The sequence below is a fragment of the Natronocella acetinitrilica genome (genome assembly GCF_024170285.1).
GTDB classification, from domain to species: domain Bacteria; phylum Pseudomonadota; class Gammaproteobacteria; order Nitrococcales; family Aquisalimonadaceae; genus Natronocella; species Natronocella acetinitrilica.
In genome coordinates this window covers 1-20,367 of record NZ_JALJXV010000011.1, presented here as the reverse complement: position 1 = coordinate 20,367, position 20,367 = coordinate 1, and the positions used below count along the sequence as shown (strand labels likewise).

The window sequence follows — 20,367 nt, the reverse complement described above, 5'->3', positions numbered from 1 at the left end:
CACGAGGGTAGCAAGAGCCGTGCCATGATGTTCGAGGCACTGCGGATGAAGGTAGGCACCGGCGACGCCCTGGAGACGTCGCCGGCCAGGCTCGATCTCAGTCGAACATGTCAGGCTGAGTCTTGGCGATATGGTCGTAAATCGTCTGGAAATGCAGCCAGCCGATGTAGTCACTGCCCACATGCTGCTGGCTGTAGCGCGCCTTCTCCTCCGGAACGAGGATGGGCTTGATACCGGCCGCTTCCACCATCAGCTGCTGCTTGCAGCACCGTTCCAGGGCAATGAACCAGAATGCAGCATCATCGATGCTGTGACGGCTTGCCGTCAGCAGTCCGTGATTCTGGTGGATGGCGGCGCGGACGCCCTTGAAGGCATCTGCGACTTTCTTGCCCGCCGATACCTCAACCGCCACCTTGCCGCCCTCTTCCCGAATCACCGTGTGGTTCTCGAAGAAGGCCGCCGCATCCTGGGAGATGGGCTCAAGCGGGCGCCCGGTGGCCGCCCAGGCTGTCCCGTAGACCGTGTGCGCATGGCACATGGCGAGGATATCCGGATGCTCGTTGTGGACGGCGGCATGTAGCACGAAACCGGCGCGATTCAGTGCATGGTCACCCTCGACCACCATGCCGTCATGGTCTACCAGGATGAGGTTCGACATCTTCACCTGGGAGAAATGCACACACATGGGGTTGGTCCAGTACAACTCGGGACGCTCCGGATCACGGATGGTCAGATGACCGGCAAAACCGTAATCGAAGGATTCAAGGGCAAAGGCGCGGCAGGCTGCGACCAAGTGCCTCTTGCGATAGTCGCGCTCTTCGGCAGCCGACTTGAACTCCGGAATCTCGGGGAAAATCAGCCCCTCCTGATCGGGCTGATAGATGGACAGCTTTTCTTTCGTGGCTTTCGGTTTGATTGCGTGCATGACTCCTCCGAATCAAATCATTGAAATGACTTGTTATTTTTTATTTTTTCATCGACTACATTAATGCGGTTCGTCGACGATGTCGATACGGTCGAATGCGCATCACCACCATGATCCGGTCTCCGGTCCAGCGAACGATGCGAGCGCCCGTCGGTCTCAGTAGGGTCATCCGGATGAGCGACGCCGCATGCCCGACAGAACAATTCCCGGCCTACTGCGCACAGTCACCCTGCTTGTTGTCGGGGCGCTCCTGATTGGTGGTTGCAGCCGGCTGGAGCTGGTCTACGAGAATGCCGACTGGCTGGCGGCAAGGCGAATTGCCAGCTTCCTGGAACTGGACCGGCAACAGCGGCTTGCGGTACGCGATGAACTCCAGGCGTACCGTGCCTTCCATCGCGAGGAGCGGTTGCCAGAGCTGAAACACTTCATGGCGCAGACGGCTGCGCTGCTTGCCAATGAAACCCCTTCCGATGAGGCAGTACAGGCCGGACTCACCCGGGCGGAAGGCCTGCTGCGCGAGACCCTGGAAGACATCATCCCGCTGGCGGCCCGCACCGTCCGCGGCCTGACCTCGGGCCAGATCGATCAACTGGAACAGACTCTGGCCGACGGCCGGCAGAATTACGTCGAAAACATTGCTCCGGCCGGACCCTCACGCATGATCGAACGCGTCGAGTCCTGGACGGGAGAACTCGGTACCAGACAGCGCGTGGATCTCCGTCGCTGCGAGGCACGCCGACCCGACGTGCTCTCCGACTGGTTGACCTGGCGGGAGGCGCGTGACGAGAGATTCATCACTCTCTTGCAGGAAGATGCGTCGCAGGAGGCTGTGGAGACCTTCCTTCGCGAATGGTGGCTTGAGGACGAAGCCCGCAGCCCGGCCCTGCAGCAGGCACGGCAGGAGAACCGGGCCATCACCGCGAATTGTGCCCGAACCCTGCTGGCCAGTCTCACACCTGTACAACGAGACCATGCCATTGCCAGACTGGAAGGATACCGCGGCGACATCAGCGTCATCGCGTCTCGCTAGCACAACGCAAGGGCAACCGCCATGTTCAAGTCAGTGCTGGTACTGGGCCATGTTCGAGGTATCCGCCTCGAAATCCACGTTAGCTGGCTGATCATCTTCACGCTGCTGCTGGTGACCATGAGCGCGGGCTTCCAGCAGCAATACCCGGACTGGACCCTATCAGTCGCACTCATGACAGCGTTTGCGACCGCCATCGTGTTCTTCGCCTCCATCGTCGCCCACGAATTCGGCCACAGCGTGGTCGCAATCCGCCGAGGCATACCCGTCCAGGCCATCACGCTTTTCATCTTCGGCGGCATGGCTCAGATGACGCGGGACAGCGAGCGCCCGGAGGACGAGTTCTGGATTGCCATTGCGGGCCCCCTGGTCAGCCTCGGCCTCGCGGCACTGTTCGGTCTGCTGGCCGTGGCGACCAGCGGCCTGTCGGAACCGCTATTTGTCGCCCTCGGATGGTTGGCACTGATCAACCTGGTCGTCGCCGTGTTCAACATGATTCCGGGCTTCCCCCTGGACGGCGGACGCGTATTCCGTGCCCTGGTGTGGAAGCTCACCGGCGATGCCCGCAAGGGTATCCAGGCAGCCGTTGCCGGAGGCCGCCTTGTTGCCTACGGCCTGTTTGCGCTGGGCATCTGGAACATGCTGTTCGTCGGCAACCTGATCGGTGGCGTCTGGATCATGCTGATCGCCTGGTTTCTTCTGACCACCGCCCGTGGCCAGGGCTGGGCCTATGACCTGCGGGAGGGATTGTCCGGGGTACTGGCTCAAGACCTGGCGGAATCCGGTATACCCGAGGTGGCTCCTACAAGCAGCATCGATGACTGGATCCAGCAGCAGGTGCTGCCCGCCGGCCGTCGCGCCTTCATTGTTGGCAATGCCCGGCAACCACTCGGGCTCATCAGCCTCAGCGATGCCCGGAGAGTGCCCCGGGAGCGTTGGCGGGATGTCGCCGTTAGCGAGGTCATGATCCCCGTCGAGCGCCTGCTTCATGTGGGCCCACTGGTGGAGGCTGACCGTGTACTGCAGTACATGACGGAGAAAAACCTGAATCAGGTTCCCGTGATGCAGGATGGCCGCATTCTCGGCTGGATCGACCGGCAACGCCTGCTGCGCAGCATCGGCCTGCGACTGGAAGTTCGCCGCTGAGTGTATCCGCACCCTGTCGGTGCCTAGGCATCATTTTCGCGCACCGTTACGGTGCGCGCCGGCCTTCCCGCCACAGACGGGACGCAAACAAGCCCCCACCACGCAATACAACCAATGGCATAGCCCGCCTCTCAATGCCGGTGTCGGCGTCTTGCTGGCATGCCGATTGCAATTGCCCCTCCCTGCAGAGCGAGAGCCTGCATGCGTGCCCACCATGGGGCACATCTGATTCCAATACCTTGGGGCCCGAAAGTCGCGTGGCCCCAAAATGCGGAGATCGAGGGCAATGTCTCAAAATAAACTTACAGGACTCCTGGGCGCAGCCATTCTGGGCTGCGGATTCGTGATCTCGCCGGCACACGCGGAATCCAACCCCTGCATCGGCGCCTCCCTGCCAATCACCGGACCGACAGCGTGGGCGGCGGAATCAATCGCGATGGGATTCTCGTGACTGTAGCCGTGCACTCCGATCTCGTGACCGGCATCCGCCACAGCCTGCATCTGCTCCGGGAATGTCTCGATGGAATGTCCGGGAATGAACCACGACGTCTTGATATCGTATTTCTCGAACAGCTTGAGCATCCGCAGCGAACCCACCTCGCCGGAGAACATGCCCCGTGAGATATCCAGCGGGGAGTCTTCACCACCATACGAGCCCAACCAGCCGGCAACCGCGTCGACATCCACACCGAACGCACAGAGAATTTCTTTCTTCGCCATTATCAGTCCTCCAGGGCAAATTTGCGGACCAAACCCATGCAAGACATCGGCCATACCACCCCATGGCCCTTGCGCGGCAGCCATGGCCTTTTACTGGAGCCGCGTAGCCGCCTTGCCGCAGGGATGATCGGCAATCGTGGCCTGGCTCCTCCAGCAACTGGCAAAGCCTGCCCCCAGTTCGGGCACTGCCGGCAGGCGTGGCCTATTTCGGTGCAACCGGACCGAACGGCGTCGCGAAGCGAGTCAGGGGACTGGAATGTCAGTCATAGCCTGGCGGGCTGAATACTCCCACCAAACGCTCCACTTCCCTGGCAAAGGCAATGCAGGTTCTATCATCCAGGTACTCACCCACGACCTGCACACCCACGGGCAAACCATTGTCCTGCAGACCGATGGGGATCAGCGTTGCGGGGAGTTCGGCCAGCACCGGTAGCGCCGCCCAGAGCAGCTGCTCGTTGTAGTCGCGCTCCACACCATCGATAAGCAGGGTCCGCTCTTCGCGAGGGCGATCGAAATCAATGGGAAAAGCCGCTGACACCGCCGCTGGCATGAGCAGCACGTCGATCTGCCGGAACAGCACGCGCATGTCGTGCTTGAGACGACCGACTTCCTGCCGGGCCCTACGCCAGTCCCGGTGACGTTGGACCATCGCGCGATTGGTGGCTGCCACATAACTTTGATCGTCCCGCGGCGTGCGCTCGACCTGCGCAATCAGTGCGGAGAACTCTGGGTCGGACAGGCCGTCCACGGCCATGGCCCTGAGGATACGGATGAACAGGTCATGCAGGTGCGTCGTATCGAGTTCCCTGAACGGCCCCTCGGTCACCGAAGCCCCTGCCTGGCGCAGGCGCTCACCGAGCGCGCCGATCACAGCCCGATAGGCGCCATCCACTGGCGCGGTGGGAGCATTGTCCAGGATGCCTACCCGGAAATCGCCGATGGTGGTGATCCTGGCAGGCGGCAGCTCCAGCCGCCAGGCCGGGGCATTGCGGCTGTCCGCCCCGGCCACCACGTCGAGCAATAGCGCCATGTCGTCGACGTTTGCAGCCAGCGGGCCAGCGCTGACCATCGCGGAGCTTCCATAGGTACCGGGCAGCTGATGGCCAATCATCGATACCACGCCATTGCTCGGCTTATGCCCGCAGATCCCGCAGTAATGCGCAGGAATCCGTATGGAACCACCGATATCGCTGCCAATTTCGGCACTGCAAAGCCCTGCGGCGACGGCCGCAGCCGCGCCGCCGGAGGAACCACCCGGGCTCAGATCGGTATTCCAGGGGTTTCGAGTATGACCATGGATGGGATTGCCACTCTGCCAGTCCCTGAGCAGTGGCGGGACGTTGGTCTTGCCGACGATCAGTGCGCCCTCCGCCTCCAGGCGGCTGACCACGTCGGAGGTCCGCTCGGCGACATTGTCCTTGAGGTGCTCAAGGCCGAAAGTCGTGGGCCAGCCCTCTACGTCGAAGGAATCCTTGATCGTCATGACGAGTCCCGCCAGGCGTCCCACCGGGCGCCCCGCCGCCAGGTCGGCGTCGATCTGCTCGGCAATAGCCTTGGCACGGTCACGGCCGTCATGAATGACGGCGTTCAGCACCGGATTGTGTTTGTCCATGCGGGCCAGGAACTGCGCCAGATTGTCTCTCGCGGCGAGTTCACCGTCGGCAATCCGTTGTATCAGTTCCCGGGCGGTGGGTCTCGCTGCAGACGTGGTCATGCTGTGCCCTCTGATAGACCGCCCGCGCTTTTCTCCCAGAACACCACTTTCCGGTGGAGCAGGCGGACGAAGAAGCTGCCGACAATACCGAACACCGACAGCAGGAAAATACCCGCGAACATGGTGCTCAGATTCATGTTCATGGTCGCCGCCGAGATCATGTGTCCGACACCCCGCTGCGAGGCGATGAACTCACCCACCACGGCACCAATCAGCGCCAGCACAATACCGATCTGAAGTCCCGCGAAGATGCTGCTGGCGGCACTTGGCAGCTTGACGTGGAAAAACACGTAACTGCGGCTCAGGGAAAATGACCGACACATCTCCAGCAGGTCCGGATCTGTCCGGCGCATGCCGACGATGGTATTCACCAGGACCGGAAAGAAGCAGATCAGCCCCACGAGCACGACTTTCGACGTCAGCCCGAAGCCGAACCAGACCAGGATCAGCGGCGCCAGGGAAACCTTGGGCATGGATTGCAGGGCGATGATGTAGGGATACAGCATGCGCTCGGCAATATCCGATTCGACGATGAGTGCGCCAATCAGCACTGCGGCGAGGGAACCGATGATGTAGCCGATGATGGTGGACTGCAGCGTGAAGCTGATGTGCGGCCAGAAGGAACCGGTTGCAAAACCGCGGTAGATGGCCCACCAGACCGCTTCCGGCGTCGGTAACAGAAACGCTTCCACGTAACCGAAGCGGGTTGTGATGTCCCAGGCGGCGAGAATGATTACCAGGGTCACCAACGGATAGAGCATTCGCATTTTCGACATGACAACCACCTATGTGATGCCGGGCATGGCCGAAAAGCGCGACGCCAGCAATTCCCGCAATTGATGGGCGATGGCGTTGAACTCTTCCGAAGCCATGTCACGAACCGTACGCGGCCGCGGAAGGGGTACGTCGATGGTCTCGACAACGCCCGCGGGCTGACCGCCGAGGACCATCACGCGATCCGCGAGAAACACAGCCTCGGGGATGCTGTGGGTCACGAACATGACGGTCTTGCGCTCTCTGAGCCAGAGCGCCTGCAACTCGTCGGAGAGCACTTCCCGGGTCAATGCATCCAGCGCCGCGAACGGCTCATCCATGAGCAGAAGCTTGGGGTCATGCATGAGCATCCGCGCCAGCCCCACCCGCTGCGCCATCCCTCCGGAAAGCTGGTTCGGATACAGGTCCGCCGCCTTCTCCAGCCCGACCGAGCCCAGCAGTTCCAGTGCCCGCTGACGCTGCTCCGGCGTGGACTTGCCATGGGCACGGGTGGGTATCAGCACGTTCTCCAGCACCGTCTTCCAGGGCATCAGCCGTGCCGCCTGGAATACGAAGCCGGCATCTCGCGTCGGCCCGCGGACCACCTGATCATTGATGCGAATTTCTCCTTCGGTCGGTGACAGCAACCCACCGATCAGCCGCAAAAGAGTCGACTTGCCGGACCCGGACCCACCCAGCACCGCAACGAAATCGCCTTCGCTCAAGTCGAATGACACATCACCGAGCACCATGTCCGTGTCACCGCCGTAGCTAAAGGACACGTGCTCGGCGACGAGGGACGATCGCCCTGGGTTACGGGCGCTGACTGCGTCAGCGCCCCCGCGACCCGATGTTGTAAGAACGTTTGATTTCATTCGTGCGCCCGCGCCTGCTCGATAACCGCGTCCATGTCGAAGTCGTTGAACTGCTCCACCAGGTCGTTGGAGAAGTAGGTGGTCACCGGCACATCGGGAGTCTGAAGTTCACCAGCTTCGTACAACTCCTGCACGTAGGCCTGGATGACCTCCAGGTCGAATTCACCAAAGCGACGGGTTTCGCCGTTCTCGTCCCGCATGAGTAGATCGAGTCGCTTGGCCATGATCTCCAGTGACTCCTCCATGACCTGGTCGGGATCGCCGTCAGGTCGCGATTCGGGGTTGGCGCGCCAGAAAGCATTTACACAGGCCACCGGGTTGGCGTCGCAGGCGACGACGGACTTGCTGTAGGCGCGCCCATAACGACCAAGCAGATCCGGCTGCTCTTCGAGCATGGATCGATGCACCAGGAAGGCGTTGTTCACCATTCTGGCGTAGAGGTCGGGGTAGGGCAGGCGACGGGCCTTGGTGCCGGTCTGCTCCAGGAGATCGATCCAGGTGTGGTTATAGTTGAGGGCATCGACCCGGCCCTGCCGCAGCGCATGGAAACCCGAGCCCAGCACACCCACGGCGACAATCTCGACGTCCTCTCCCGGCGTCAGGCCGGCGCGACGCAACAGCGCCCGGGTCTGGGGAATCGTGCCCCAGGTCAGAGCGCCAACCCCGATCCGCTTGCCGCGAAGATCGGAAATGGAGTGGATATCCGATGACTCCAGCACCGCCAACTCCAGTGTATTGGCTGGAATGGCATTGAAGATGTACACCACGGGTAGCGGACCGGATGCCGGGTCATACGCGGACAACAGGGTTTCCGGCAACGGTTGCCCCATATCCACGTTGCGTTGTGCAACCTGCGGCACCACGGAACCCGCCCCTTCCAGGATGACGGTGTCGACGGTGATGTTTTCTTCATCGAAGTAACCCAGCTCCCGACCAATTGCGAAGATACCGCCATCCGCCAGGGTGAAGGGAATCGCCATGCCAAGAAGAATTTCGTCTCGATCCTGGGCAACCGCGTTACCGGATCCGAGCAGCGAGAGAGCCAGACCTGCGGCCAGTCCACCCAGTAGCGATGCACGCCGAGCCCGGGTTGAAAGTACCTTGTTGATTTGCTTGTTCATGATGACTTCTGCCTCACGTAGTGATGAAAAGCGAGCCAGCATTGGCTCAACGATGCTCGAATGGATAAACCCATGGTCCCGACTGCAAACCCTTTCCCGATGCGCGTTACTGCATTCCAGCGATACCCATGCCCGCGAGAATTTCCCGGGCCCTGGCGCGCTGCTCGTCATCGATCACGAGCCGCTCCGCATAGTCGCGACCACTGGGCTTGGTGGCGTCCACCCCGACCTTGGTCACGGTGTTGTCTTCCGGATCCGACGCCGGGTCGAGGATCGCGCCCATGGCGCCGGGAATCAGGAACAGGTCCCGATCTGCCCTGGCCCGTGTCGCCACCGCCCACATCACGTCGGTGAGATTGAAGATATCCACGTCATCATCCACAACGATGACGCACTTGCAGTACGTCTCCGTACCAAACGCCGCCATGATGGCCTGCTGGGGCTGGCCCGCCGCCGTCTTCTTCATTTGTACGATGGCCATCAGTGCACCGCAGGTTTCCGCCGGCACATGGACCGCCCGCACGTTGGGCAGATTGCGCCGCAGGGAGTTGAGAATTTCCGCCTCCCGGCTGATGCAACTGATCCGGATATGATCGGCGGCCATCCCCGATACCACGGAGTGCAGCATGGCGTCGGAGCGCATCTGCACGCGGTGGGCCACGAACACGTTCTGGGTACTGCGATAGGAGGCGTAGCCGGTGAACTCTCCGAAGGGGCCCTCGGGCTCACGGACGTCATTAAGGATATGCCCTTCGATGACGATCTCCGCGCCCCAGGGCACTTCCAGACCGTCGGTACCGGTTCGACCAAGACGATACGACTCGCCGAACAGCGCGCCGATGATCTCGAACTTGCGTACACCCGGGGGATAGTGGAACGCCATGGAGCCCATGTAGTGCAGCGGGTGAATGCCCAGGGTAATGGCGGCTGGCAACGGCTCACCCCGCTCTTCGGCACGGCGATGGAATTCGTACATCCGACGCCGGGAATGCAGCGAAACACCAAGCCTGTTCTTGCCCTTGAGCATCAAGCGGTGAAAACCGGTGGTATCCACGCCGGTTTCCGGATCGCGGGCGCAGATCTGTCCAGCGGTAATGTAGGGTGCAGCATCCACCGGGAACTGTATGGGGATTGGCAACTTCGTCAGGTCGATGTCATCGCCTTCGAGCACAACGTCCTGCCAGGGCGCATCCCCCACGACCTCCGCCGGCAGATAATTCTGGCAGCGATCGCGAAACGAGGTGGCCAGGTTCGCCGGGTCGACATCGAGGATCGCTGCGAGCAGTTTCCGGTTCGCTGCGACGTTCGTGACCAGGGGCATGGAGAAGCCCTTCACGTTCTCGAACACGATCACCGGGTGCTGCCCCGCCCTCTCCAGTTCGGCAACGATGGCCGTACTCTCGAAGGAGCGATCGATGGGTGTGGTAACCCGCAGAAAATGTTCCGGGTAATCCCGCTGCACCATGGAGAGGAAATCCCGCAATGCCTGTCCCGACATGTTCCAGCCCTCGCTGTTATTGTGAATATTCCTGGGCCGGACCCTCTCAGATCACCGAGATGGAGGAATCCGTACGCCAGTCGCAGCCACCGTGATAGACCCCACTGTCCGGGTCGCGAACGATGACCTGCCCCCGACCGAAGATGGTGGTATCAAGGTCCACCTGAATGTCATGCCCGCGATCCACCAGATGACGAGCCATGGCCGTGGGAAACTCCCCCTCCACCGACACCTGCTGACCGCTGGTCCACATCCATCGCGGTGCATCCAGGGCGGCCTGGGGATTCAACCCGCAGTCCACCATGTTCATCACCACCTGCAGGTGCCCCTGGGGCTGCATGACGCCACCCATTACGCCGAACGGGCCCAGCGCCACGCCGTCCCGGGTCAGGAATCCGGGAATGATGGTGTGGCGGGTGCGCTTGCGGGGCTCGAGTGCGTTGTGGTGGTTCGGATCGAGGCTGAAACCCTGGCCGCGGTTCTGCATGGAGATTCCGGTATCCGGGATCACCACGCCTGAACCGAAGCCATGGAAGTTGCTCTGGATGAACGACACCATGTTGCCGTCTGCATCCGCCGTGGCCAGGTACACCGTCTCGCTGCCTTCCGGTCGGCCCGCCACCGGCGCCAGCGCCTCTTCGCCGATCATCGCCCGCCGGCTTTCCAGGTAGGCGTCGTCCAGCAGTGCCTCGACGCCAACCGTCATTCGAGCCGGGTCGGTGATGTAGGTGTTGCCGTCGATGTAGGCAAGTTTCAGTGCCTCGATCTGCCGATGCACCTGTGCCGGGTCACTACGATCATGGCCGGCGAAGGCCTCCAGCATGCGCAGGCTGGCAAGGGTCACCAGGCCGATACCGTTGGGCGGGATCTCCCAGACATCGAATCCACGATAATTGACGCTGATCGGGTCAACCCACTCCACCCGGAACGCGTCCATATCCTCGCCACGCAGAAAACCGTTGGTCTCCCGGGAGAAGGCATCGATGCGGTCGGCAAGCCGGCCGCTGTAGAGACTCCGGCAGTGATCGTCGGCGAGCGTCGCCAGGGTCTTCGCCAGCGGCAGGTTGCGATAGACGTCCCCGGGCCCGGGGGCCCGACCACCGTCGGTGAAGCAATCGAACCAGTGTGCCGTTTCGGGCTGATCGAGTACCTGTCGGAAGCGACGAGCGGCCCTGGTCCAGAGGCGACTGATGATCGGGGAGATGGGTACACCATCACTTGCCAGACGCACCGCGGGCTCGAGCAACGTGCCGAAATCGAGCTTGCCGAAACGCTCCGAGAGCGCCGCCCAACTAGCAGGCGCACCCGGCACCGTCACTGGCAGCCATCCATACATGGGCATGGCGTCCAGGCCACGTGCGCGAGCCGCGTCACGAGTCAGCGCGGCGGGTGAACAACCACTGGCATTCATGCCGAACAACTTGCCGTTGCCGTCGCTCTCCGCCTGCATCCAGACCAGCGCGAAGCTGTCACTGCCGATTCCACAACCGGTGGGCTCCACCACAGTCAGTGCGGCGGCGGTCGCGATAGCCGCATCCACCGCGTTGCCACCCCGGGCCAGCATGCTCTGGCCGATCTGGCTGGCAACCGGCTGCGAGGTCGCCACCATGCCGCCGCGGGCACAGGTGACGCTGCGACGGGATGGATAGGGATAATCCGGCGAAAACGTCGGAATCATGCGTGCTCCTCTTCAAGTACGAGTCGGGAAATGGGCAACAGTTGTGCGATGGTCATGGGCTGCTCACCCCGCGGACAAGACGGCCACGCACCAACTGCACGACGGCTGCCAGGCCAATGCCAATCAGCCCGGCGGTGGTCGTGGTCGGCTCGGGGAAGATGGTCAGTACGCTTAGTGCACACAGGACGATGCGCACCGGCATCGCCAACATGCCGAAGAAGTAACCGCCGGCCGCCATGGAGAAGGTAACCACGCCAATGCCGACGGTGAGGATGACTCGCACGCTTTCTGCGAAATCCCCCTGCAGGGCGAGAGCCGGATTCTGGACAAACCCGAACGGAATCAGGAAACCGGGGATGGCGATGACAAAGGCCATGACGGACAGTCGCCACACATTGGCCTTGGCCAGCCCTGCTGCCGCGTAGGAGCATAGCGCCACCGGCGGCGTCACCATGGACAGGATTGCGAAATAGAAGATGAACAGATGCGCCATCAGCCTCGGCACACCGAGTTCCTGCAGCCCTGGGGCAACAAGAATTGCGCCGAGCAGGTAGGCAGCGGCGGTGGGCATGCCCATGCCGAAGACGATAGTCATGATCATCGCCCCGAACAGGGTCAGCAGTAAGGCGCCGTCGGCGAAACCGAGGATGACCTGCTGCAGCTTCACGGCGAGACCGGTGTAGACCAGAGTCCCGACGATGATCCCGGCCACGGCACAGGGTACGGCGACATCCGCCGCGACCCGGGTGCCGGACATGACCGCTTGATAGATGGTTTTCGGCGTGAGCCGGGTTGAGGTGCGCAACTGGCTGATGAGGATGGTCACGAGAATCGTCGCGCTGCCTGTGAGCATCAGTGAGTATCGATTCATGAGCATCACGATCATGAACACGATAGGCAGCAGCAGGTGCCAATAGGCACGAAACTCACTCGAGTACTGGGCAAAGCCGTAGCTGTTGTCCGGCACCAGGTTCTCCCGCCGGCTATAGGCGTGCACCAGCATGAAGATCGACAGGAAATAGAGAGCCGCCGGCACAAAGGCCGCCTTCACGACCTCGACATAGGGAACACCTACCATCTCCGCCATGATGAAAGCGGCGGCGCCCATGATCGGCGGTGCCAGTTGACCGCCGGTCGAGGCAGTGGCCTCGATGGCGCCGGCCATGTAGCGCTTGAAGCCCGCGCGAATCATCAAGGGGATCGTCATCGTGCCGGCAACCAGCACGTTGGACACGGCGCTGCCGGAAATCATGCCGAACAGCCCCGAGGAGACGACCGAGGCCTTGCCGGCCCCACCCCAGGAGCGTGCGGTCATGCTGTAAGCGATACTGGTGAACAGCTTCGAGGCGCCGGAGCGTTCAAGGAACGCGCCGACCATCACGAAGTAGAAGATCATCTGCGCCGAGGCGGAGATGGGTGAGCCAAACACGCCCGAGGTCGACAGGATCTGCAGGTCGATGAAGCGGCGGAATTCCATGCCCCGATGGCCGATTGCCGTTGGCAGGTATGCACCGTAGATCGCATAAAGGATGAAGATCGCACCCACGACGGTCAGAATCATACCGCTGGCACGGCGACAGGCTTCAAGCAACAGCAGTAGCAGGATTGCGCCAAGCGCCTTGTCCCAGAACTCCACCGGCGAGACACCATGCATGCGCATCGACAGGCGTTCGCCCTGCATGGCGAGATAGACGGCCACGGCAGTGATGGCCAGGACGAACAGCACGTCGAGGAGGGCAATGCGCTCCCCGGGCTCACGCCTGTGACCACGCCAGGAGCGCGACAGCAGAACCAGGGAGATGGCAGCGCAAACGTGCGTTGCCAATAGGATGATCTCGTACTCGTAGCCGGAGACGATGACCTGGTAATACTGCACAGCACACCAGGCCACCGCAGTGAGAATATAAAGCGCCCGGGCCACGTAACTGGGCAGAAGCAGCATCAGTTTCCTCCCGTCACATGGTTGGCCCGGACGCGCATCGCACCGCCTTTGAGTAAAGCCACGGCGGTGACATGCATCCGACCTAGTCCATCAGGCCCGCATCGCGGTAGTAGGCAACGGCACCGGGGTGGAACGGACAGTTGCCGTTCACGCCGGGGTCGAGGGCGACTTCAAGGTCGAATCCCGACAGCGCAGCATGAAAATCCGGGAACCGGTCCACGCTCTCCACGAGAGCCTTGGTGATGGCGTAGACCACCTCGTCACTGAGGTCTGCAGAGACAACAATGCTGCTGCCAGTGCCGACCATGGGGAGGTCTTCATCCTGGCCTTCGAAACTGCCAGCTGGCAAGGTGACAGGCGTCCAGCCAAGGCCGACCAACTCCTCGATTGCGGCTTCGTTATGTATGCCGATGACACGCATGTCGGTGACGGTCATCAGTTCTGTTGCGACGGGATGAGCAACGGTGACCGTATGCCCCCAGAAGTCAGCGGAACCATCGGCAAAGGCTGCCGCGGTGGCGGCCCGCTCGAGAGCTCGGACCGATCCGCCCGCCGAACGAACGCCGTCGTAGCTGGAGCCATGCGCTTCCAGTATCTGGCGCATCCCGAGTTCGCCGGTGCCACCGCGCTGCGTGGTGATCATGCGGACCCGTTTATCGTCGGAAGCGACGTCCTCCCAGGACTCGATGCCGGACCGCACGGTGGCGAAGCCCGCAAGGTAGAAGGTGTCCAGCGCACCCATGACCGCTCGGACCTTGTCACGCTGACCGTCGAAGGTGAGTCCACCATCTTCACTACACGCTTCCCCCGCCGTGTGCGAGAAGGCAATGGCGATTTCGGCTTCACCGTTCTGGACCAGTTCCATGTTCCCGACACCGCCAGAGATGGGTAGCACGTCCACCCTGGAACCGGCTGGCAACTGCGACTGAATGGCGGGCCCCATGCCCTGGCCGTAGGCATACCAGGAACCGCCGATGCCCACGGTTGCGAAACGCAGATCCACCGGATCGGCGTGCGCCACCGAGGCATGGGCGACAACCGCCGCAACGCCGATGCCAATGCAGGCACCACGAGAGGCGGAAAAAAAACGCTCTACAGTTGATCGTACGGATAAGCTTGCATGATTCATTGCGACATCCCCCTGCTGAAGAATTGGGTCTTGGCTAGCCATCACAAGCAAGCAAAACATGTTCCATATATAATATTTCTTGATATAGACATGGAACTATTTGGCTTTTACCATTTTGCGCGGTTACGCGACATTAATAAGGCTTTATTTTTCTGCACCAAATTCGGGCTTTTTTAATTTTTCTGCCCTGTCTTGATGCGCAATTCTCTCCAGACCAGTGCATACCCTGAATAACGGTTCGCCGCCATGAGCCAAGCAGGAACCTGACACACGCTGGAGGCGTTAGCACAGCCTTACCCGATAACACTCCGAGACCTGTCAGGCCTTGGATTTTCCTTCAGAACCCTTGCTACAGGAAGGGCCACGCTCTATCCGTTCCTTCAGTTCCGTGATGCGTCGACTCGCCGTCGTCTTGAACAAGAATGGAAAAAAAGCATGGATCAGGCAAGCGACGGTGGCGACAAAGAGCGTCCCGGCAAACGAAAGAGCCATCAGCATGTGTTCAGAATAGGTCTCTCCCACTGATGCCGGGTGCTCCGTGAAAAGATTCAATAATTTCATGAGCAATCTCCAGAAAAAAAGACCTTAACGACTTCAAAAAGAAGTCATCAAAAAATGCGCCTCAAAAAAGCCGAAAGAGGCAGAATGATCGAGAAAAATAGTCTGGTTTTCTTAGAAGCGGATCAAATGCGCTCCGCTAGTCCAGCAGGGCTCCTCCCAGGTCAGCCGCCGCCTGCTTCTTGAGACGGGCACGATCAATCTTGTTGGTGCCCGCCAGGGGCATGTCAGCGACAAAGAAGACCCGGCGCGGAAACTGGTAGACCGGCATCACGCTGCGGGCGAAATCCTGAACCTCCTGCTCGCTCAGGTTGGAGCCATCTCGGGTTGCAACGAAGGCAACCGGCTTGTGGCCCTTGATCTCGTCCTCAACCGGCACCACGCAGGCCTGCTGAATGTCCGGATGACGCTCCAGAGCGGCTTCGACTTCAGCCGGAAAGATGTTCTCTCCCCCGCAGACGAACATATCGTCATGGCGCCCTACGAAGTAGTAGAGCCCCTCGGCGTCACGACGGAAGACATCACCCGTACTGTAGTAGCCGTCTGGCGTGAAGGGATCCTTCACGTCGGGGCGACGGTAGTAGCCAAGCATGGCAGCCGGCGAGCGGACCTGGAGGATACCCTGATCGGAAGCATGTCCCGATGCATCCACCAGGCGAACGGCAACGCCAGGGTGTTCTCGCCCCAGGGTGTCCACTGGATAGCCATCGCCGGTGACCGGCATGAACGTCACCGGACCACTTTCCGTCGTGCCGTAGGCATTGATGACGGTGGCCTTCGGGCAGAGCTGTCGAATCTGTTCTCGCAGTTGGGGCGTCACCACTGCGGATCCCAGTCGCACGAACTTGATGCTGTCGAACTCGGCGCCGGAGAGCGCCTGTTCATCGCGCAGCAGCATCGCAATCATTGGCGGAACCGCGGTCATCCAGGTGCATTCCCAGCGCATGATGCCGTCCGCGTAGACACTAGTTTCAAAACGCGGCAACAGCACACATGTGGCACCTGCCCCCAGCGTGAGGAAGAGCAGCGCAAGTGCGTTCATGTGGTAAAGGGGCGCGGCCACGATGAAACGCTCGTTCTCGGTGCCGGGGAAGTCGGCAATCCGGGTGTTCACCACCCACCGTTGGCCGGCATGGGAGAGCATCACGGCCTTGGGACGTCCCGTGGTTCCAGATGTGTAGAGAAACAGCGCGACGCCATTCTCGTCTGGTGTGACCGGCTCGAAGGGGCCTGGGTCAAGGAAGCTCGTGAATCCGTCAGCACCAACACCGTCCAGCACCACACAGCGGCAATCGGTCTGTACACGATCCCGATGTGCCTGGTCACAGAACACGTGGCTGATCTCACATTCCTCGAGAATGCCGGTGATGGTTTCTGCAGGGAATTTGCCGTTGATCGGCACGGCAATCATGCCGGCACGCACGGCGCCGAGGACCACAGCCATATACTCGGCACTGTTGAGCGCAACGACACCAATGCGCGACTGCTCAGGCAGGCCTTCGCCGCTCAGCGCGCGGGCCACGCCGTTCGCCATGTCGTCCAGCTGAGCATAGCTGTACTGCGTCCACTCGCCGGTATCATCCCGACCTATGATGGCCGCCTTGTCCGGCGACGCCATATTGAGGATGGCGCCGAGATTAGGTCTTGCTTGCATGATGATCCTCTTCGACGAATTCAAGCAGGCAATTGAATAGAGAGATGCCTACAGCCAAGGCTCCGTCAGAGAGCTGCACATGAGACACGTCGCTATCCGCAGCCTCTATGGCGGCGACGAGCGCATCCATGCTTTGGACGCGTAGGCGTATGGCGCCGAAGTAACTGCTTCTTCCCGAACCGTCGCAGCACAGATCACCGTAACGGCCGCGGTAGGCATCCTCCGAGACGAAACGAATGTCCATCGGACGATGCTCGCCGAGGCATCGATTGGCCGGCAGACGAATGTAAAGACCATCCTCATCACGCTCGGGTGTGCGGTCGATACACTTGCCGTAGGCTTCGGCATCCGCGGCCGGATAAGCACTAACCACCGACAGGCTCGCGAGGCTGTAGGCGGTGTTTGCGTGCCTACGCCACTCTTCCCGCCAGACCAGTTCAGGAGTGTGGTGGTGACAGAAATACACGCGTCCGGCCGGATAGGTGTCGCCCGCCAGACGCACGGCGGTGAATTCCGCTTCGAAAGTCCCTTCTCCACATTCCACAGGTCGGGAGAACTTCTGGGGCGGATCAACGCGGAAGCCACGTTGAGTCAGATAGGTATATCGCTCGTCAGACGCATCTTCTGCGAACACCAGGCCATTGATTCCCTTGGGATGCTCCAGCAGTTCCTTGCGGATGCGATCTGCTCCTCGAGGGAGCCCCACCAGTTCGACATAACTGTCATCAAGCACCACGAGATGATTGATGGAACCGAGCGTGTGATAACCCCGCGGGGTCAGACAGAAACCGACGGACGCCAGGCACCGGGCTGCATCGTCCATGTCATACAGGGTATTGATGACAACATGGTCGACAGTGGTCTCTTGGCGGCCGTCAGTCATCATCATCAGCCCTTGGCAATATTGCTCACGTAGACGCCGCGGCCGCTGGCAAGCAGCTTGCCGTCCATGTCGTAGACCTTCGCCTCAGCCACAGACAAGCGGCCACCTGGCTTCACGACAGCGCCCTTGACCCGAAGGTCCCCGGACTTGGCTGGCCGGTGATAGTCCACACGCATGTCCACCGTCGGCACGCCGCGGCCGGTACGGGAATAAAGCGCCCAGTCCGCTGCCAGATCCACCAAAGCTCCGAGAATCCCGCCGTGGGTGTAGTCGCCTTCGACGTTGACCACCCACTCTTTGCGCCAGCGCGCGATGAGTTCGATCTCGTCCTCGCCGACGGACACCACTTCCAGGCCAAGCCACTCATGAAACGGCCCGCGTCGCAGCATCGCCGTCACATGCTCAGGTGACATATTGATTTCTTCAGACATCTGTTTACCTCTGGGGGTTAACCACGACCTTGCCGAGCACTTCCCGATCACGGATCAGGCGCAGCCCTTCGGCGGCCTCCTCCAGGGGCACCTCCCGATCAATGATCGGGCTGATGGAACCCTCGCCGATCAGGTCGAGCAAGCCTCGCAGGTTCTCGTCATAGAAACTGTTGGAACCGATGACCCGAAGCTCGAAGCTCCAGATGTAGCGAAGGTCCTCCGCCGGGTCATGTCCGGCCGTGGCACCGCAGACCAGCAAGGAGCCACCCCGCTTGATGCACTTCAACGACGGGCGCCAGGTATCACCGCCGGTGAAGTTCACCAGCACATCGACCCCACCCTCGTAGGAACGTCGCTGCGGCTTGCCATGGTGCTCGATGACCCACTTGGAGAAATCCACTTCGTTATAGTTGATGACTTCATCGGCGCCGAACTCTTTCAACGCCTTGGCCTTGGACTCGCTACCGGCACAGGCGATCACGTGCGCGCCCAGATGCTTTGCGAGCAGTACGGAAGCCGAGCCCACGCCACCGCTCGCCCCGAGAATCAGCACCTTGTCACCGGCTTTCACCGTCTTGTGGGTGATCAGCATGCGGTGCGCCGTGCCATAGGCGACCGGAAGCGCTGCAGCCTGGGCGAAGGAGACGCCGTCGGGCATGGAGATCAATTGCTCGGCATCGACCAGGCAGTACTGCTGCATGCCGCCGTCCATCATCTCGCCCATCAGACCCCGCTTCTTGTTCAGCGGGTTGACCAACACCTTGTCACCAGTCTTCCAGCCGTCCACACCGGGGCCGACTTCCTCGATGACACCAGCGAAGTCAAGACCGATGACAATGGGCATGGGAACCTTGATGCCCGGCATGCCCTTGACGGTAAAGACGTCGTGATAATTGAAGGACGACGCATGGACCTTCACGATTACGTGGCCTGGGACGACCTCCGGAATCGCTTTGTCGTGGATCACCTTGAGTTTGTCCAGGTCTCCATGCTCGGACAATTGAAGCGCTTTCTGTGTTTGAGCCATTACTGATCTCTCTGTCTTGGTTCAAGTTCTCGCGTTTTCCGCCAGCACCCGTCACAACCGACCGGGCACTCACGGCTGTACTTGCGTGGCCTAAGTACGCCCCTGCCTGGTAATCGGAAGCTCGGCGCTGACATCCCGAAGCGCCACCAGAATCTTGTCCATCGTCATTCCTCGGAATGCATCGACATGTCGACGGGCGATCCTGGCCGCCTCTTCGCCATCCCCGTTGCGGAATGCATCCAGCATGCTTTCATGATCAGACTTGATGCCGGGCTTCAGGCCGCCGAAGCCAAAGCCCAGCGCGGCGAGTCGGGACATTTCGTCGAGCAGGGACCGCATGAAACTGTGCAAGCGACGGTTATCGCTTGCCGCGGCGATGGTCATGTGGAATTCCTTGTTGGCATCCAGAAAGACCTTGATCTGGTCCGCGATATCCATCTCCACGCAGTCCTCACGGCAGGCCTTCTCCCAGCGAACCAGCTGATCCAGATCAACCCGCCCCACTGCCAGGCGCGCAGCCATCGGCTCGAGTTCAAGGCGCAGATCGAACACCTCATCTACGTCCTTGACGCTGATTGGCTTCACGAAATAGCCGCGGCGCGGCTGGGAAACCACGAAACCATCTTGCAGCAACCGCAAAAGTGCGTTGCGGCATGTGGCCTTGCCGATCTCATAGCGATCCATGAGTTCGGCTTCGGTGAACCGCTGACCGGGTGAGAGCTGACAGGAAATGATGTCCCGGCGTATGCGCAGGTAGGCGTCGTCGTGCCGCAGCCGCGGCTCTTCTGCCGATGCAGCCTTGATAACACCGTTACTGGCTCTGCCTGTCTGCTGCATGCAATCCCCGCTAGTACGCTTGCATCAAATTCGTGAACACTCTTGAAGCAACCTGTGAGCTGCTCACAGGTCCTCCTTAGAAAGCTAGATAGCTCCCTGTGGAATGTCAATCAAAAGTTGGCCGTCCACGGAAACACGTCGCGAAGAGCACCGATGCCGGATTGACGCGGATGTCCGTCAAACCGGACAAACCTGCACCGAAGCAGCGCAAGCCTCGGATTGACGCACCAGTTGAGTGCGGTTTTCAGCGGCTCGGGAACGCCGCAGATAGCCACTAAATTATTGTTTTTTCTCTTTACAATAGAAAAATCGGACTGCAGCGCGGCGCCGTGAATACTTCAGCGCTTCCCTAGATGTGATCTCTCAACAGGTTGTCCACGGAGTCCCTCCGATGGATGCTGAGTTTGCGGACTTGGCATTCCAAGAAGGAGAAACCCCGTGGACATCCA

General features: G+C 60.8%; 18 protein-coding genes. 2 read left to right on the top strand and 16 right to left on the bottom strand.

The window, feature by feature from the left end:
• Positions 1-97 precede the first annotated feature (97 nt).
• Entirely contained in the window at positions 98-925 is an 828-nt protein-coding gene (locus J2T57_RS19320) for a class II aldolase/adducin family protein (protein ID WP_253483760.1), read from the bottom strand.
• Between the two features lie 187 nt (positions 926-1,112).
• Here J2T57_RS19320 and J2T57_RS19315 point away from each other — a divergent pair, with 187 nt between their 5' ends.
• Entirely contained in the window at positions 1,113-1,955 is an 843-nt protein-coding gene (locus J2T57_RS19315; protein WP_253483757.1) for a DUF6279 family lipoprotein, read from the top strand.
• Positions 1,956-1,976: 21 nt separating this feature from the next.
• A complete protein-coding gene (locus J2T57_RS19310) occupies positions 1,977-3,098 on the top strand; it encodes a site-2 protease family protein (RefSeq protein ID WP_253483754.1) in 1,122 nt (373 codons plus the stop codon).
• Positions 3,099-3,389: 291 nt separating this feature from the next.
• Here J2T57_RS19310 and J2T57_RS19305 read toward each other — a convergent pair whose 3' ends face one another.
• From J2T57_RS19305 to J2T57_RS19235, 15 genes are all read right to left on the bottom strand, one after another.
• A complete protein-coding gene (locus J2T57_RS19305; protein ID WP_253483751.1) occupies positions 3,390-3,818 on the bottom strand; it encodes a polysaccharide deacetylase family protein in 429 nt (142 codons plus the stop codon).
• Between the two features lie 259 nt (positions 3,819-4,077).
• Positions 4,078-5,532: an amidase family protein gene (locus J2T57_RS19300; RefSeq protein ID WP_253483748.1), complete on the bottom strand. Its 1,455-nt coding sequence runs from the start codon at positions 5,530-5,532 to the stop codon at positions 4,078-4,080.
• Positions 5,529-6,308, bottom strand: a complete 780-nt coding sequence (locus tag J2T57_RS19295; protein ID WP_253483743.1) for an ABC transporter permease — start codon at positions 6,306-6,308, stop codon at positions 5,529-5,531. Before J2T57_RS19295 ends, J2T57_RS19300 begins: the two co-directional genes overlap by 4 nt.
• A 9-nt stretch (positions 6,309-6,317) precedes the next feature.
• The gene (locus J2T57_RS19290) at positions 6,318-7,067 is read right to left on the bottom strand and encodes an ABC transporter ATP-binding protein (RefSeq protein WP_253483740.1); all 750 of its coding nucleotides are present in this window, start codon (positions 7,065-7,067) and stop codon (positions 6,318-6,320) included.
• An 89-nt stretch (positions 7,068-7,156) separates the two neighbouring features.
• A complete protein-coding gene (locus tag J2T57_RS19285; protein ID WP_253483737.1) occupies positions 7,157-8,281 on the bottom strand; it encodes an ABC transporter substrate-binding protein in 1,125 nt (374 codons plus the stop codon).
• Between the two features lie 106 nt (positions 8,282-8,387).
• Positions 8,388-9,779 (bottom strand): UbiD family decarboxylase, encoded by a 1,392-nt coding sequence (locus J2T57_RS19280; protein WP_253483734.1) that lies wholly within the window; start codon positions 9,777-9,779, stop codon positions 8,388-8,390.
• A 46-nt stretch (positions 9,780-9,825) separates the two neighbouring features.
• Entirely contained in the window at positions 9,826-11,457 is a 1,632-nt protein-coding gene (locus J2T57_RS19275) for a gamma-glutamyltransferase family protein (protein ID WP_253483732.1), read from the bottom strand.
• A 52-nt stretch (positions 11,458-11,509) separates the two neighbouring features.
• Positions 11,510-13,399 (bottom strand): TRAP transporter permease, encoded by a 1,890-nt coding sequence (locus tag J2T57_RS19270; RefSeq protein WP_253483729.1) that lies wholly within the window; start codon positions 13,397-13,399, stop codon positions 11,510-11,512.
• An 82-nt stretch (positions 13,400-13,481) separates the two neighbouring features.
• Entirely contained in the window at positions 13,482-14,528 is a 1,047-nt protein-coding gene (locus J2T57_RS19265) for a TAXI family TRAP transporter solute-binding subunit (protein ID WP_253483727.1), read from the bottom strand.
• Between the two features lie 318 nt (positions 14,529-14,846).
• Positions 14,847-15,089, bottom strand: a complete 243-nt coding sequence (locus J2T57_RS19260) for a DUF6356 family protein (RefSeq protein WP_253483724.1) — start codon at positions 15,087-15,089, stop codon at positions 14,847-14,849.
• A gap of 136 nt (positions 15,090-15,225) precedes the next feature.
• Entirely contained in the window at positions 15,226-16,740 is a 1,515-nt protein-coding gene (locus tag J2T57_RS19255) for a class I adenylate-forming enzyme family protein (RefSeq protein ID WP_253483720.1), read from the bottom strand.
• Positions 16,724-17,629 carry a VOC family protein gene (locus J2T57_RS19250; RefSeq protein WP_253483717.1) on the bottom strand — a complete coding sequence of 302 codons (906 nt, stop codon included), beginning with the start codon at positions 17,627-17,629 and terminating at the stop codon, positions 16,724-16,726. The genes J2T57_RS19255 and J2T57_RS19250 overlap by 17 nt, the downstream gene beginning before the upstream one ends.
• Entirely contained in the window at positions 17,629-18,054 is a 426-nt protein-coding gene (locus J2T57_RS19245) for a PaaI family thioesterase (protein WP_253483712.1), read from the bottom strand. The genes J2T57_RS19250 and J2T57_RS19245 overlap by 1 nt, the downstream gene beginning before the upstream one ends.
• Positions 18,055-18,058: 4 nt before the next feature.
• Positions 18,059-19,081, bottom strand: a complete 1,023-nt coding sequence (locus J2T57_RS19240; RefSeq protein ID WP_253483709.1) for a quinone oxidoreductase family protein — start codon at positions 19,079-19,081, stop codon at positions 18,059-18,061.
• Between the two features lie 90 nt (positions 19,082-19,171).
• Positions 19,172-19,918 carry a GntR family transcriptional regulator gene (locus J2T57_RS19235; RefSeq protein WP_253483706.1) on the bottom strand — a complete coding sequence of 249 codons (747 nt, stop codon included), beginning with the start codon at positions 19,916-19,918 and terminating at the stop codon, positions 19,172-19,174.
• Positions 19,919-20,367: the final 449 nt, after the last annotated feature.